Raw genomic sequence first — 14,056 nt, 5'->3', positions numbered from 1 at the left:
AACTATGGAGAAACTAACGGCGGGTATAATTGCAATACCCATCTATTGCGAAAGTCAATTAAATCCTAAACCCAATTTCTTCATCATCGAAAAAATTGGTGGAATTACAGAGGTGGATTTCCTAAATCCAATTCCAAACGAAAAACAAAAGATATTGGCTAGTATTTGTCAATATAAAGTTGTTTTTCGTGAGCTTCTTGAAGCAACACAGACACAACCAAAAGAGTGGACTGAGAGGGTCTTTATAGATGAAAGTATTTATATCCCTGTTGATATAATCCCACTTATTAGCTCTTTCGAGCGATTGAAAGAAAACAAAGAGATAGTAAATACAATATTTTCAAGATTCTCTTTTAGAGGTTCAATGAGTTTTACAACTATCGAGTTAAATGAAAGCGAACTAGACAACATTATTTTTGAAAAGAATAATATTGTTCCAGTCAACTTGATGGATGCTCAATAACCTACACATCCCCATCAAACTACCCCTGTGGAAGCTGAGGCTTTTGCAGGGGATAGCTATTTTGCTTGTTTGTTCTACGCTCTATTTGATTATTGGCAGTCGCTCCACGGAAAAGCTGGAAGGACAAAAGATAGATATCAATAAGAGAATTCAGGAAAGAGAAATTGAACGTACCACCATGCAAAAAATAGCTAATGAGGCTTTTAAAAATGGACTTTCTAACACCGAAAAAACGCAGGAAAAGCACCTAAAAGATGAAAAAGATATTAAGGTTATCATTGTTTCTATGCCTGATTCTACCGTGGAGAAGCTTTTCGAAAAGCACTACGGACAGCTCCAACCAATCAACAGGTAAACTCTATCAAATCACAGCCATCCAACTACGAAATATCGTATCTGATAGAATGAAGTATGATTCGCTTTTGGTTCGATACAATGAGCTACTGTTAAACCACATCAACTATCAAAAAGGCATAGAGGCAAGCCAAAAGGCATTTGAACTCAGTGACCAGAATACCAAGGATTTTATCAGAGTTGCCGAAATTGACAACAAAGTCATTAGAAGAAAGAAGCTTCAAGTTGTCTGGCAGAAAGTAAAAGCACCTGTTTTGGGCATGGCTCTTTTCTACTTGGGGAATAGGTCTGTAAGTTGGGGAATAAGCTTTTGATAGCAAAAAAAGGCAGCTTTTCATCTGCAGATAACAGGCGCTCAAAATTTTGATAGCAATATCAAAGACCAGGAAAAAAGATATCAGCTCTAAACCTAAAAAATTGATAGCAAAATGTACACCGTAAGACGTAGTGAAGTCGTAAGACGAGAAAAGTTGAATCAGGAAGATTCAGCAAAAGAACCAATAACCGTTTCAGAAGATGCTACACCTGTTGACTCCATGTATCAGGGCTTTTTTGTATATGCCTCACCAGCCTTGATATTGCTTGAAAATGTAGTTTTCCTTTACCTGATGTATAGATTCATCAAATGGCTAATTAAAAAATAATGAAACTAATCTCACCTGTTAATAAACAACCATTCCAGAGGAATGTACAAGATAAAGCTACCATTTTGGTAGAAGGATTGATTGAGAAGGGTAACAAACAAGTTACCCTTTCGGCTATTCCACTCAAGGGAGGCATCTCAAAAACATTGACCACAACGGTAGAAAATGCCAATTTTTCTATTCCTTTCACTTTGACCAAAGGTTACTACACTTTGTCTGTGTCGAATGATTCGGAATCCTTGAGTGTAATTGTTGCCATTGGTGACATTTTTGGCATAAAGGGACACAGTTTCACGGAGGGCTTAGGTACAAAGTTCTGTAAAGATGAAAGGGTTATCATTCCTGCTTCACGTTTTGAAGATATTACCGACACTACACTTTATCAGAAAACAGGCTTTATCTCGATGACGGAGTTTTCGGCAAGTACCGCCACTGATTACACCTCAGTCGAAGACCATATCAACTTTGCCATTAACCGTGGGATATGGGGAAGATTAGGGGATTTGTTGGTAGCTCAGAATGATTGTCCAGTGGCATTTTACAATGCAGGTTTTGGAGGTTCGACCTTGGAGCAATGGGCAAAATCAGCCAGATTTGAGAGCTTTGAGCATTCATTTGTCAATTCATCCAAACGAATGCCGATTATCAAACTCCTCAATACTCTAAAATTCCTTGTACCAAGGACGGGAATTCGTGGGATTTTGAGCATTCATGGAGACAACGATAAATTTGTTACCAATGACCCCAATGTTATTGCCGATGAATACAAAACCATCATCGAAACGGCTCGAAGTGAATCAAATCTTCCAAACCTTCATTTTGTCCTTGCTCCATCGGTCACAGACTATCAAGAACACCTTGGTATCATTGATGGCACAATTAAAGCAGTGGTAGAAGGTACAAATATCTCAATAGGCCCCGATATTTATCTGTACGACAATTCCCTAAGGTTAGAAGATAGACTACATCTCAATGAAAAAGGGGAACAAAAAGCGGCAGAAGATTTTGCTAAAGTTTTGGGGAGTACATATCTAACCAAGGCACAACCATTTACCATCAATAATAGTCTAAATGAGCCTACAAATTTGGTTGTATCATCATCCTCAACCCTTGACGAAAAGCCTATTACAACAACACAAAAGGACTCAGACGAAGCAACCAAAATCTTATTGGGCATTCTAGCGTTTGTTGTGACATTCACCTTTCTAAAACTTTTGATAGCAAAATTTCAAAGCTCGAGCTGAAAAGCCTGGTGAAATTCGGCAAAAATGATAGCAAAAAACAAAGCACTGTTGCGTGATCACATCATGCTCAGGGAAAACACCTTAAAAATTTGATAGCAAATGCAAGCAATTACATCATTACTCGGTTCAATATTTGGTAGCAACTCCGATGCTACCGACGCAGAAGTTCAACAAAGACTCACTCTTTTAGAGCAAACCACCGCCAAACAAAAGGTGACTAATCTGATTTTGTTTGGATTGGTTTTTATATTGGGGATTGTAACCGTGATAGGTGCAGTTCGGAAAAAGTAGGTTTGATTGAAATGATTTGGATGAACCCTAATGGGAATGTGTTTTGCATTTTTGTTGGGGTTTTGCCTGTATATATACAGATGGTATAGCACGTATATTGATTTTGGTTAATAAATCTAAAATATTTGAAATAAATCTTCTTTTCTTATTTTTTGGTTGGACTGTACTTCTAAACTTTGATTATATTGGGACAATGGTTCCTGAGCTATAGAAATAATTCTAATTATATAACTAGAAGGTGGTAATTTCTGAAGGCAAAAAAATAGATATTTAAATACGACAACATTTATGATTGAAAATTTAAAAGTTGATGGCTTCAAATCGTTGAAGAATTTTGAGATTAATTTCCAAAAGGGGATTAACGTTATTGTCGGCCCCAATGGAGTTGGTAAAACTAATATCTGTCAAGCTCTAACAATTCTATCTTCTTTAGCTAATAATTCTCTAAAAGAAGCTTTCACTCAGTTTGGAGGAGTTAAATCAACATTTAATTTAGTTGATTGTGTAAGTGAAAACAAGAGAATTTCTGTCTCTGCAAGTGGAAAGACCTTTGGAAAATTACGAGAAGAGGTTTATGATTTAAGTTATAAATACGGTATACAACTATGTTTATCAGAAGAGCTCTACATTTCTGAAGAATTCTTAGAAATCAAACGAAAAACAGCAAAAGGAACTTTTAGGAAAATATTGACCATTAATCAAAAAGCGAATGAAATTCAAGTGAACATTCATGATAAAGTGCTGATTGGTGATATGAAAATTGTCAAAAAAGATGAAAAGTCTTTTAAAATAGAAACGGATGAAGACGAAAGTGAGAGTTTTTTATTGTTAATGTCAAAATTGTTTTTCGCTTGTCATGTAATAACTGGTGAATTTTACAAAATCAAGTCTCTTAATATAGATCCCCATATTGCAAGACAAGCCTGTGATATTACAGAGCCTAAGGAAATGTTGGGGAATGGGAAATATTTAGCAAACACTTTACACTTGTTGACTAAAAAGAGTAATGATTTAGGAGAAATAAATTCCATATTGGAACAACTGCTACCTAATTTCAATGAAATTAGGCCTGAGATTTCTGAGGTCAGCTTAAAACGTTATTTCTCACTATTTGATAAACGTGGACATGGCTTCAATTCAAATAGCCTTTCAGATGGTACGATAAAACTTTTAGCACTTTTGGTCGGTATTGTAAGACAGAAAGAACGAACAACAATAATTGAAGAGCCTGAGAATTATCTTCATCCATACGCAAATAAGCTTTTAATTGGATACCTTAGGGACACCTATGATACAGGAGTCTGTATCTTAACAAGTCATTCAGAAACAATCTTAAATTTGGTTGAACCTGAAGAACTTATTATTTGTGAGTTAGACGGTAGTTTTACAACCTGTAAACGACTCGACAATATCAACGAAATTAAAAAAGTAATTTCTGCTTCAGGATTTGGTTGTGGCTATCATTATAACGCTGGTAACTTAGGTGGTATTCCAAAATTTTAACTATGAGTCTAAAACATATCGCATTAATCGTTGATGGACCTACTGAAGAAGGTTCAATTAGAGCTAAGTTTAATATGTTATACCAGTGTTGTCCTGAAATTCGAAATGGACCTGGAAATGGGACAACATTTTCTATTGAAGGGTATGCGAAAGGTGTATTACCAACTCTAATATTACTCCTTAAAACAGATGTTAGAGCAATAATATTAATCCCTGATTTAGAAAAAAGAAGGGAAAAAGCTCCAAATTTTTCAAAAAAAATGAAGGCCGCAATAAGTAAATTACTTCTGGCTGACCCCAACTTTAGTCCGCAGTACATTGATGAGACAATTTACGTATGCCCGCCTGACATAATGTTTGAAAATTGGATTATTTCAGATGTTGAAGGAATTAAAAATTGTACGGAATTAATCAAGGTAGAAAGTGTTCAAGATAAATTTGATGGGAAGAATGGGAGCTCTCAACTGCAAAAAATTATGAGAACTAAATACAAAAAGACAGTACATGCCAAACAACTGTTCAAAAAAACTCGTGAAAGTGAGAGCGCAGACAATTCACCAAGTTTCAGTGAGTTTCAAAATATATTCAATAAACTGAAGGAAAAACATTGCAACACTTAGACAACCGAAGATTTAATTGATGATTCAGGTAGTTCAGTATGAAATCTCGACCAATTTTAGGAGAATAAACTCAGTTTATCGTAAAGTCAACTTACTTATGAATCATATTCCTTCTACACTAGTTGGGTCAACTTTTGTTTCGTATTAACTTATACGCTTTTTTAAGTAAATGTCCTTGATGATTAGGCTTCTTTAAATGTAACTAATACTGTCCGCTTGTAATACTTGATAAAGGGAGTACCAAACTCCCTGAATTCATTTCTTGAGTTTGCTAATATAATATACTAAAAAAGAAGACTACAAAGAGAACCATGAATTACAGTTAATAAATGATATTAGAAATGAGATACTTACCAAACATAATTCCAGAAAAGTCGAAAGTGTTACCTGACTACTTTAAGGGGAGTAATTACAAGCGCTCTAAGAAAAATATATTTAATAATATAATCTACTGGACTTTAGGGGTTATATTTTTTATTGGATCAATGATATATATATATCATCCCTTATTGTCTTTTATATTTGCTTTCATAGGAGTTGTTCTGATACCATCTGGGCATGATTTTCTTGAAAAAGTACTTAGATTCAGATTAACAACCAAAATTAAGAGTATATTGTCTATCGTTTTATTTGTTAGTTCACTTCCTCTCTCAAGACATTATGCAAACTTAGATAAAAAATTAGAATACGAAGAGAAACTTGCTAATGACATAGCAGTTAAGAAACAGGCTATTTTATTTAGGAAAGAACAACAGAGGAAGGATAGTTTATTTTATTTTATCAACCTGAGTAATCGATTTGTTGAGAAAAATAATCTTGAAAAAGCAGATCAACAATTGGAAAAAGTAATGAAATTTGCTAGTTCTGCAAGCGATAGCGAGCAGATTAATACATTAAAAAAAGATATCATTTATTTGAAAACTTATGATTTGGTAAGAGTAGGCAAATTCCAAACAGCAATTTTAAACCTAAATAGTTTGCTGGATTCAGATCCTGAAAACCCTAAACTCATATATAATCTAGCAATTTGTTACGTTAAAACTGGTAGAATTCAAGAAGCAGTTGAAGACTTAGCCCCATTAGTTAAATCAGGAGACTCTAAAGCCAACAAACTTTATAATAAAATCAACCCTCCTAAAAAAAGAGTTTCTTATTACATTACTAGATGTTGGGATGGTACTTCATCCAATGCCACAGGAAGAGGAGCTTGTTCTCATCATGGAGGAGTGAAAAATTGGAATGAACCTGTTTATGAGGAATATCGCAAATACGAATAAGCTATGAATGATAAATTATATACTCTAAGACCATTAAATAATCAAAGTTTTTTCCAAAGACTTTTCAATCAACTCCCTGAAGAGAATTCAGTGATAGAACTTAATAATCTATTAGCTACTAAGCCTATTTTATGTATCTCCCAGACTGATATTGATGGAATTGAAAATAGGTATAAACTCAGTATGTTGAACGAATTCAGGTTGAATTTAGAAGAGTTTTATGCTGTTTATCTTAACTATTGCCTTGTCGACAAGGTCTTGACTGATACTGAACTACAAGAACTTAGTCATTTAAAAAAAATTCTTGGTTTAGATGATAAAACGATTGAAAATCTACACATAAAAATAGGAGAAATAGTCTACAAGCAATCTTTACAAGAAGCAGTGTCAGATGGCAGACTAACAAAAATTGAAATAGAATTTTTAGAAGAATTAGAAAATACTTTGCGACTCCCAAAAGAACTGGCTTATAAAATTTCATATGAGACAAGGAGTTTATACGTTCAAAACTTTGTATCAAAAATTATAAATAATAAACGACTTTCTCCAGCTGAGGAAAAGGAGTTAAATGCTATATCTGAAAGTCTAAATATAAGTATTGAACTTGATGGTCAAATCCAAGAGAAGCTAAAAAAACTAAAGCGTTATTGGGCTATTGAAAATCTAGATCTTCCTGTTATAGAATCCGATATTACAATCCAAAAATCAGAAGTCTTGTACTTGAAAATTCCAAATGTCAATTGGTTTGAATTTAGAGGAAGTAGATACACTAAAAGTCATACAGGTCATTCAACTAGCTATAATCTTATAAAAGATTTCTATCTAAATCCAGAAGGTTCAACATCAAATAGTCATAAAATAAGTAACATTAGAAAAATTGATATAGGTACACTATATCTGACTAATAAAAGGATAATATTTCAAGGAATCGAAAAGAATTCCAATATTCGAATTGAAAGGATTGCCAATTTTGCTTTCTACTCTGATTATGTGGAAATTGTAAAGGATACTGGTAAAAATCCAACACTACAAATTAAACAAAATGTAGATATTTTTTGCATGATGCTTGAAAGATTATTAAAAAGATGAGTGTATATTAATATACACTCATCTTTTTATAACGAATTCGACATTGTTAAATTTCTCTATTTTGAGTAGTTTATCACTATTTTTAGAATTCAATTAGACTTGTAAATCGTATTTAATCACCTCAAAAAGAAAAAATCATGTTAAGAAAATCATTATTAATTGGACTGCTATTTGCATTCGTAATAACTGCAATAACTGGAGTTGAAGTACCTGCTCAGAGAGGACACTATAAAAATGGTAGGGGAAGTTCTCATAAGGGAGGAAAGTATAAGAATCCAAGTACAGGAAACCATTATAGAAAGCGCCGTTAAACAATAATTAAAGGTCAGTTTTATAGAAGTGTAAACTTTCCCATAACTCTATAACACACTAGATAACTATGCAAATAAAAGTAAACTGTGATAATCCACCTGCACTATTACGAGGAATCATAAAACAAATCACAAATGGGGAAATTGAGACTTGGGAAATTAAGAAAAATAAAAAAGATGAATATTTGTTCTCACATTCTCCCGAACAATGGAGTGAAAAAGCAATGATGAAACCTGTAGAAAAAGAAAATTCATTAGTTTTTGTTATAAATTGGTGGTCAAAAAATGAAGAACCTGAAAATAGAGTTAAAGGATATATTTTAGGGAGATTTATTGAATTGCTAATGGTTCATTTTAGAGAATATTTTAATAATATTGAAATTGATTAAAATGGCTATTAATACTTTAAACGGAAAAGCCTTGAGAATTCTCAAGGCTTTTCCGTTTAATCAGCTTTTATAACATACCCCTTCCCTGTAACATAAGTCTTATACTTCACATAATTGAAAACAATCAATGGTATAGTATAAGACTTTGTTTCAAACTTAGGTTGAAGTAGCCCGTCAATTTTATTCTCCTTACAGACCTTCAAATAAACCTTTTCACGTCTGGCAGATTCATTTCCTCCTTTTGAGCCAAAGAGGAAAAACAATGGACCCATTTTAACCCATGTTTTCGAGCCTTCAACGTTTGCAAGTACTTTGATGTCCTCTCTTTTGAGATTAGAAATATTCCCTTCTTGGATTTTGTTTACGCCACCGTTTTTGTCAGTTAGGTTTACAGTTCGGGTGCAAGATGTCATTGCAATGACAGATAATAGAAGTAGTGCAGTTTTTTTCATTATGTAGTTTTATTTTCACAAAACTAACAAAATTGCCATCATTTATGCCAATTCAACTCACCCAATATTCAAATAATTCTTATTATAAAATCCTTCAATAGCTTCAGCCATTTCCTCACTAACATCTTCGTATTTTCCCCATGCCTGTTCTAAGCCTGAGTCTTTGTACCATTCTTGACAGTTCTTTCTATACGTCGGCTTCCAGTTGGTGATAAAATGGTCGAGTTTGTCCCTGATATGCTGTGAGGCGTTGCTTCCTTCCAAACCCAAAATATTGAATAGTGCTTGTGCCTCGTAGTAGTGGAGCTTTATTTTCTTGTAGCCATTCTTTTTCAACTTGATGAGTTCAGGACTTACAGAAAACATAGTGCTGTACAGTGTTGCCACGATTAAAGATGGGTCAATACTTGCAGACTTTTGAACTCTAAAATGTGCTGAAATTAGTTGGTATTGCCTGTAGCAAACTATTCTGATTACTTGGTATTCATACAGGTCAATGTTGAGTTCTATGTTATTTATCATACTTCTTTACCATTTTCGAAAACTCATTGAAAAGCTTCATTGTGTCCTTCATGCCTTTATTATCCTCTGTGAGAGTTTTAATCTCCTTTTCAGCATTTTGTCTATACTTGGTAAAATCCTCCCTGACATTGTATAGCTCATTCTTTTTACGGATGTAGTCACGGATAATGAATTCTATAACAGATTGACCCGTTTTGAGACCTTCTTTGTCCATGACGTTGTTCATTATTCGAACTAGGTCTTCGTTCTCCTCGCTGTCCAAAGCTCGGAGCGTCATTGTTGTAAATTGTTTCATTTGGTAAGTGCTAAAAAGAGTAAAACAATAAGCGCAGTAATGATATTGGAGACAGATTCTGCAAAAAACTCTATGTTAAAAGCTTCGTTGCGAGCAGTTGATTTTTTCATACAAGTTCGCAAGTGTCGTTCAAATAAAAAGTCCAATTATCACCTGCTTGGTCTGTGAAGTAGACTCTGTTCTTGTCAATCTCTCCAGTGTAGACACCACCGATTTCTAATTCACTTTGTGAGCTTCTACTATCTTCGAAGCGCAATACTCTAAACTCTACCTTTTCCATTGTTGATTGCTTTTTCAATTTCTCTATTATTCTCAAACACTCATCACAAGCCCATACATTACACAATTTACCAAGGGGTACTTTTGAAAGGGATGCATATTCCTTTTTGCATATATTACATTCCATAGTTTGCTATCAATTTTTAGTGAAGATTTAACGGATCTGTTTGCGTCGACACAACAGTGCTTTAATTTTTGCTATCAATTTTTAATTTCTCGAGAGGATATCTAAATTCATGGGCTTTCATTTTGCTATCAAAAGTTTCTCGTGAAGTAATATGCCAATATCCACACTTGTCACACTCGTAAGCTCGTACAGGCTTTTTGTGATTTTGTTCCAAATATTTAATTGACTCAAGGAACTTATTAGCTTCTTTTTTCGAAATATAGATAACCTTTTTGCATGGGAAATATACTATTGGTGTTGGTATGATGCCGTCCCGTCGCTGAATTATCCTTTCGAGATTATTGATAATGTACTCTTTGAGTTCAGCATTAAAATAGCTCTTAGCTTGATGTATTCTCAATAGATACTCTGGTGGTACTCTACACAATTGAGTGAATTTGTATTTCCCAAAAGTCAAAAGTGTTTGGTCAGTGTACATAATTGCTATCAAAATTTTAAAGAGCTTCAGCCGAAGGTTTCTTTTAGTTGAATGTTTTGCTATCAATTTTTACCTCTCGAGAGGATATCTAAATTCCTGGTCTTTTGGTTTGCTATCAAATTATGAGCGTCCGAAATTGGCAGACGCTCAATTCCTTCATTTAGCTACTTGATACCATAGATTTGGCGTTTTCGAGCCTCCATTTCCTCTCTGGTTCTTTGCTGTTTCTCAATTCTCTTTTGTTGTTCTTGTCGAATTTCTTCGTGGGTTGGTGTGGTGGCTTGTTGTGGGACAGATGCTATTTGATTATTAAAATTTGTTCCATCATAGTTTGGAAATCTGACTTTTACACAATCTCTAAAATAGCCGTCAATTCGTTCCTGAGAGACTGTATTAGACTTAGTCAGGGTCAACATATATTCGCAAAGGTGTTGATAGTCTCTAAAGAAATTGTAGTTGCGAGGTAGTTTGGTATTTGCGATTTCGTCTTTGTACTTTTTGCCTTTGGATTGTTTTTCAGGGAACTGGTTGTAGAGGACAGCTATAAAATTAGGTATTTGCTTTGCTTCAACGCATCTAAAGTGTGTGTCAAATAGCTTATTGAGGACTGAATTAATAATGGGGTGTTTTATGACCTTCTCAGCTCCGTTGAAACCTTGAGGTGAAATTGTAAGGAATGGAGTAGTATCAGGGTTTAAAAGGCTGTAGAAATCAATTCTAAGGCATCTAAATACGTATCCCTTGGTAAATAGCATGGTAAGCTTTTGGCAGAGTACATAGACTTTATCGTCGTTCTCACGGTCATTATTCAGCATGGAGTATCCTACGATTTCCTGTGCCTTATTCTGAGTGGGGTCTAACTGAATTACCCAATAGAAACTTGAGTCTTGTTTGTTGCCATAAAGTTTGCGTGGTGCGATGCTAGCGAATTGGTCTTTAGAAATCTGAAAATTTGTCATTGTTTTGTGAGTTTAGTTTTGAGCAAAGAATTCCCATTCAGGCAGGGGCGTCCTATCTGTTATTCTGTTAGGGAACAGTAATAAAAATCTAAAAAAAACACGTTAAGAGTTATTCTAACTAAAATGTTATGCTACTATGATTAACAATAACTGTCAGAATAACAGATTGAATAACTATGGAATAACAGAGCGCGACTCTGAAAAAAAACTGCTAAAGTACAGGCAATATTTACCCACCCTAACACAAAATTATGTTTGGAAAAAAAGTGTATAAATCCCCCTGTTAGCTACGCAGGCAGAATTAACGAGTCGCTATATACGTGATTGTCTAGGATGAATCCATAAACGGAAAATTTAAAGGTGAAACGTTACTTACAAAAGGCATAGGCCTAGCTCAACACTGGGAATCGAACCCACTTACCAAGGGTAATTTCTTGATAAAGCCAACATTGTTGAAATAAACACCCAACCCAAGCGAATCGGGTGTTTATGATGCTCTCTCTAAACTTACTTCATTGTCGGTGCTACCATTCGATAGCCCACAATATCTTTTTTATAATGGTACTCGTATCGTGGATCAACTTTCACGAGCGAGCCGTCAGTTAATTTCAATTGTTGTAAGGAGTAACCAGAAAATACAATTCTCAGGATTTTGCTCGACAAATCCACCTCTTTCAACTCCTCCTTTCTCTCCTCAATAATATCCTCTAAATCAACTTGTTTAGCTACGTTTTTTCGTGGCTCAGGTGTCACTGTTGAGGCTACTTTTTTAGGCTTTTTCCTAGGATTCAAAATCGAGTCAAGCACATAATAGGGATGCTCAAATTGTCGGTCGGGTGCGAGTATCAGCACCATCAAATCGTAACAATCCATGACATTGATTTTGCAGGTGTCAAGCTTGTAATTCTCATGGAAAACCCTAGAATTCAAGCCGATTTCCTTCAGCTTTTGCCGAAAGGTTTCCTGCTGAGAATCATCCATCACGTCATAGACTTTTGAAAGGATATTCGGACGTTTCATAGGCAACTGGTCGGAGGTCTTTTGTTGTTTCGATAGTACCATGCCACTAGCAAAGCACCTATCACAAATCCTGCGTATATATGAAAATCGTTAGGCATTATCGTTGTCCTTTCCAATCAATAAATCTCTGAAAAACTTCGAGTTGCAGAGAAGCTCACCAAAGAAGGCCATAAACAAACCTCCCAAACACATGGCAAAGAAAAACTGAATAAGTGGGTCACTCGACAAAGAACGGACGAACTCTGGAATATTCATGGTGTAATAGAGGGTTAAATGAACGTAATGAACTATTAATCCAATCAAATAAAATGCGTATCTTAGTAATAATGACAAAATAGTTCTCTTAGAAAACTCAAAAGCTATAAATCAGAATGACTCAAAGCGCAACAATTACTTTCTACAAATGCGTTCAAAAATCACCAAAACTTAGTTGTGATAATGAACACGTGTTTTCAAGAACTTTCTTCTCGTTGATACTCAATGGGAGATATTTAGAATACTATTGCGATATCATGCAAACTTGCTCTCTTGATTTTTCGTACCAATCAGCTCCTCTGCAAATAAGCAACCCTTTTTCAAATACAAACCCGATAGATTTTGAACAATTTAAAAAGTGCGTAGAATCTTATTTCAGAATGTGTGTAAGCTCTTCATTAAATGGCATTAAAACTTCAGATTCAAATAATCCGATGGAAAATAATACGATTGAAATTGAGCATACAGTTTCTATTCGACTTAGGGTATAAGGGTGTAAAGTTGTCATAGTTTAAAGGGTCTATAATAATTTAAGCTCTTTTAAAAGGTATATCTCTTCATCTTCACTTAAAGGAGTTCTACCTTCTAATCTATGGTCAACTGCTCTGATTCCATAACCGAAAAAAATACCCATTTTTTGTTTAAACGGAGCTTTGTCTTTTCTAGCTTTTTTTCTGTATGCAGTTAGAATTTTGTCTAAAGAACCTTCCATAGTTTTAAATTTTTTTATCAAAATGCTGAAAAATAAACGAAGTTCATCATATATTCGCTTAATGTTCGTTATTTGTTCGGTATTTGTTCAACAAAAATCGGTATAAATAACGAAACTTCAAAACATTTAGGCATAAAAAACGAAAACATTATGAAAAATTTTTCGGAAAAACTTAAAAAAGCCCTAAAAGACAAGGGAATGACAAAAGGTAAGCTCTGCGAGCATATTGGAATGTCGCTGGATGGATTTAAAAGTATGGAGGATAATGATACTATTAAGGTAAGGACTTTGGAGCAAATTTGTGAGGTGTTGGAAGTACCATTAAACTACTTCTTGGATATCGAACCTGTAAAGGCTGAACCAGTTGGATTTTGGAAAAGATTAGTTGAAGAAGCAACATTAGAAGCTCAAAATTGGAAAATAAGAGCCTATAAAGCTGAATCCCAATTGACGCAAAGCGGAAATTTTAAGTATGTTAGTAGAAGACAAGGCGTGTTGGCAAGTGTGGCTTAGGTTTTTTTTGCCCCATTTACTAACATTTTTACTAACAGTTGCAAGTTTTGACTTGTAAGCCATTGATAATCAGCAAGGTCTTAATCCCTACGAGACCACAACCTACAGAATTAAGGACTTGCAAGCGAGCTACTTAGCTCGCTTTTTTGTTTTATATCAGATTTTCCGCAATCCTCTGAAATACCTCAAAAAGCCCCTCTACTTGCAACCAAGGCACTTTTTTAATTTTACTAACATTTTTATTTTTCGTTGTTTTGGA

20 protein-coding genes are annotated in these 14,056 nt (G+C 34.6%); 12 read left to right on the top strand and 8 right to left on the bottom strand.

Annotation, left to right across the window (positions count from 1 at the left end; genetic code table 11):
• Positions 1–4: 4 nt before the first annotated feature.
• The 11 genes from BWI92_RS16545 (at position 5) to BWI92_RS16495 (ending at position 8,185) form a co-directional block, all read left to right on the top strand.
• Entirely contained in the window at positions 5–463 is a 459-nt protein-coding gene (locus tag BWI92_RS16545; protein WP_095164472.1) for a hypothetical protein, read from the top strand.
• On the top strand, positions 453–818 hold the full coding sequence (locus BWI92_RS16540) for a hypothetical protein (RefSeq protein WP_095164470.1): 366 nt from the start codon (positions 453–455) through the stop codon (positions 816–818). Before BWI92_RS16545 ends, BWI92_RS16540 begins: the two co-directional genes overlap by 11 nt.
• 49 nt (positions 819–867) lie before the next feature.
• Positions 868–1,131, top strand: coding sequence for a hypothetical protein (locus BWI92_RS16535; protein ID WP_095164468.1), 264 nt, complete (start codon positions 868–870; stop codon positions 1,129–1,131).
• Between the two features lie 114 nt (positions 1,132–1,245).
• Entirely contained in the window at positions 1,246–1,461 is a 216-nt protein-coding gene (locus BWI92_RS16530; RefSeq protein WP_095164466.1) for a hypothetical protein, read from the top strand.
• Positions 1,461–2,705 (top strand): SGNH/GDSL hydrolase family protein, encoded by a 1,245-nt coding sequence (locus BWI92_RS16525; RefSeq protein WP_095164464.1) that lies wholly within the window; start codon positions 1,461–1,463, stop codon positions 2,703–2,705. The genes BWI92_RS16530 and BWI92_RS16525 overlap by 1 nt, the downstream gene beginning before the upstream one ends.
• 99 nt (positions 2,706–2,804) lie before the next feature.
• Entirely contained in the window at positions 2,805–2,996 is a 192-nt protein-coding gene (locus tag BWI92_RS16520) for a hypothetical protein (protein WP_095164462.1), read from the top strand.
• A gap of 288 nt (positions 2,997–3,284) precedes the next feature.
• A complete protein-coding gene (locus BWI92_RS16515; RefSeq protein ID WP_095164461.1) occupies positions 3,285–4,499 on the top strand; it encodes an AAA family ATPase in 1,215 nt (404 codons plus the stop codon).
• Positions 4,500–4,501: 2 nt separating this feature from the next.
• Positions 4,502–5,119 carry a hypothetical protein gene (locus BWI92_RS16510; RefSeq protein ID WP_095164458.1) on the top strand — a complete coding sequence of 206 codons (618 nt, stop codon included), beginning with the start codon at positions 4,502–4,504 and terminating at the stop codon, positions 5,117–5,119.
• Positions 5,120–5,460: 341 nt separating this feature from the next.
• Positions 5,461–6,396 carry a tetratricopeptide repeat protein gene (locus BWI92_RS16505; RefSeq protein ID WP_176464456.1) on the top strand — a complete coding sequence of 312 codons (936 nt, stop codon included), beginning with the start codon at positions 5,461–5,463 and terminating at the stop codon, positions 6,394–6,396.
• A 3-nt stretch (positions 6,397–6,399) separates the two neighbouring features.
• A complete protein-coding gene (locus tag BWI92_RS16500) occupies positions 6,400–7,485 on the top strand; it encodes a hypothetical protein (protein ID WP_095164454.1) in 1,086 nt (361 codons plus the stop codon).
• Between the two features lie 379 nt (positions 7,486–7,864).
• Complete coding sequence (locus BWI92_RS16495) at positions 7,865–8,185, top strand: hypothetical protein (protein WP_095164452.1); 321 nt, start codon at positions 7,865–7,867, stop codon at positions 8,183–8,185.
• A gap of 56 nt (positions 8,186–8,241) precedes the next feature.
• Here BWI92_RS16495 and BWI92_RS16490 read toward each other — a convergent pair whose 3' ends face one another.
• The 8 genes from BWI92_RS16490 to BWI92_RS16455 form a co-directional block, all read right to left on the bottom strand.
• Entirely contained in the window at positions 8,242–8,637 is a 396-nt protein-coding gene (locus BWI92_RS16490) for a hypothetical protein (protein WP_095164449.1), read from the bottom strand.
• 57 nt (positions 8,638–8,694) lie between these two features.
• Positions 8,695–9,159, bottom strand: a complete 465-nt coding sequence (locus tag BWI92_RS16485; protein ID WP_095164447.1) for a hypothetical protein — start codon at positions 9,157–9,159, stop codon at positions 8,695–8,697.
• Entirely contained in the window at positions 9,149–9,454 is a 306-nt protein-coding gene (locus BWI92_RS16480) for a hypothetical protein (RefSeq protein ID WP_141234813.1), read from the bottom strand. The genes BWI92_RS16485 and BWI92_RS16480 overlap by 11 nt, the downstream gene beginning before the upstream one ends.
• A 106-nt stretch (positions 9,455–9,560) precedes the next feature.
• Positions 9,561–9,860, bottom strand: a complete 300-nt coding sequence (locus BWI92_RS27360) for a hypothetical protein (protein WP_095164443.1) — start codon at positions 9,858–9,860, stop codon at positions 9,561–9,563.
• 642 nt (positions 9,861–10,502) lie between these two features.
• Positions 10,503–11,297 carry a hypothetical protein gene (locus BWI92_RS16465; RefSeq protein ID WP_095164441.1) on the bottom strand — a complete coding sequence of 265 codons (795 nt, stop codon included), beginning with the start codon at positions 11,295–11,297 and terminating at the stop codon, positions 10,503–10,505.
• A gap of 507 nt (positions 11,298–11,804) precedes the next feature.
• On the bottom strand, positions 11,805–12,359 hold the full coding sequence (locus tag BWI92_RS16460) for a hypothetical protein (protein WP_141234812.1): 555 nt from the start codon (positions 12,357–12,359) through the stop codon (positions 11,805–11,807).
• A 48-nt stretch (positions 12,360–12,407) separates the two neighbouring features.
• The gene (locus BWI92_RS27355; RefSeq protein WP_176464455.1) at positions 12,408–12,572 is read right to left on the bottom strand and encodes a hypothetical protein; all 165 of its coding nucleotides are present in this window, start codon (positions 12,570–12,572) and stop codon (positions 12,408–12,410) included.
• Between the two features lie 520 nt (positions 12,573–13,092).
• Entirely contained in the window at positions 13,093–13,284 is a 192-nt protein-coding gene (locus BWI92_RS16455) for a hypothetical protein (protein WP_095164439.1), read from the bottom strand.
• A gap of 150 nt (positions 13,285–13,434) precedes the next feature.
• Here BWI92_RS16455 and BWI92_RS16450 point away from each other — a divergent pair, with 150 nt between their 5' ends.
• The gene (locus BWI92_RS16450; protein WP_095164438.1) at positions 13,435–13,797 is read left to right on the top strand and encodes a helix-turn-helix transcriptional regulator; all 363 of its coding nucleotides are present in this window, start codon (positions 13,435–13,437) and stop codon (positions 13,795–13,797) included.
• Positions 13,798–14,056: the final 259 nt, after the last annotated feature.

It is taken from the genome of Flectobacillus sp. BAB-3569, from assembly GCF_002270355.1.
Lineage (GTDB): Bacteria > Bacteroidota > Bacteroidia > Cytophagales > Spirosomataceae > Flectobacillus > Flectobacillus roseus.
This window is presented reverse-complemented; position numbering and strand designations above follow the sequence as displayed.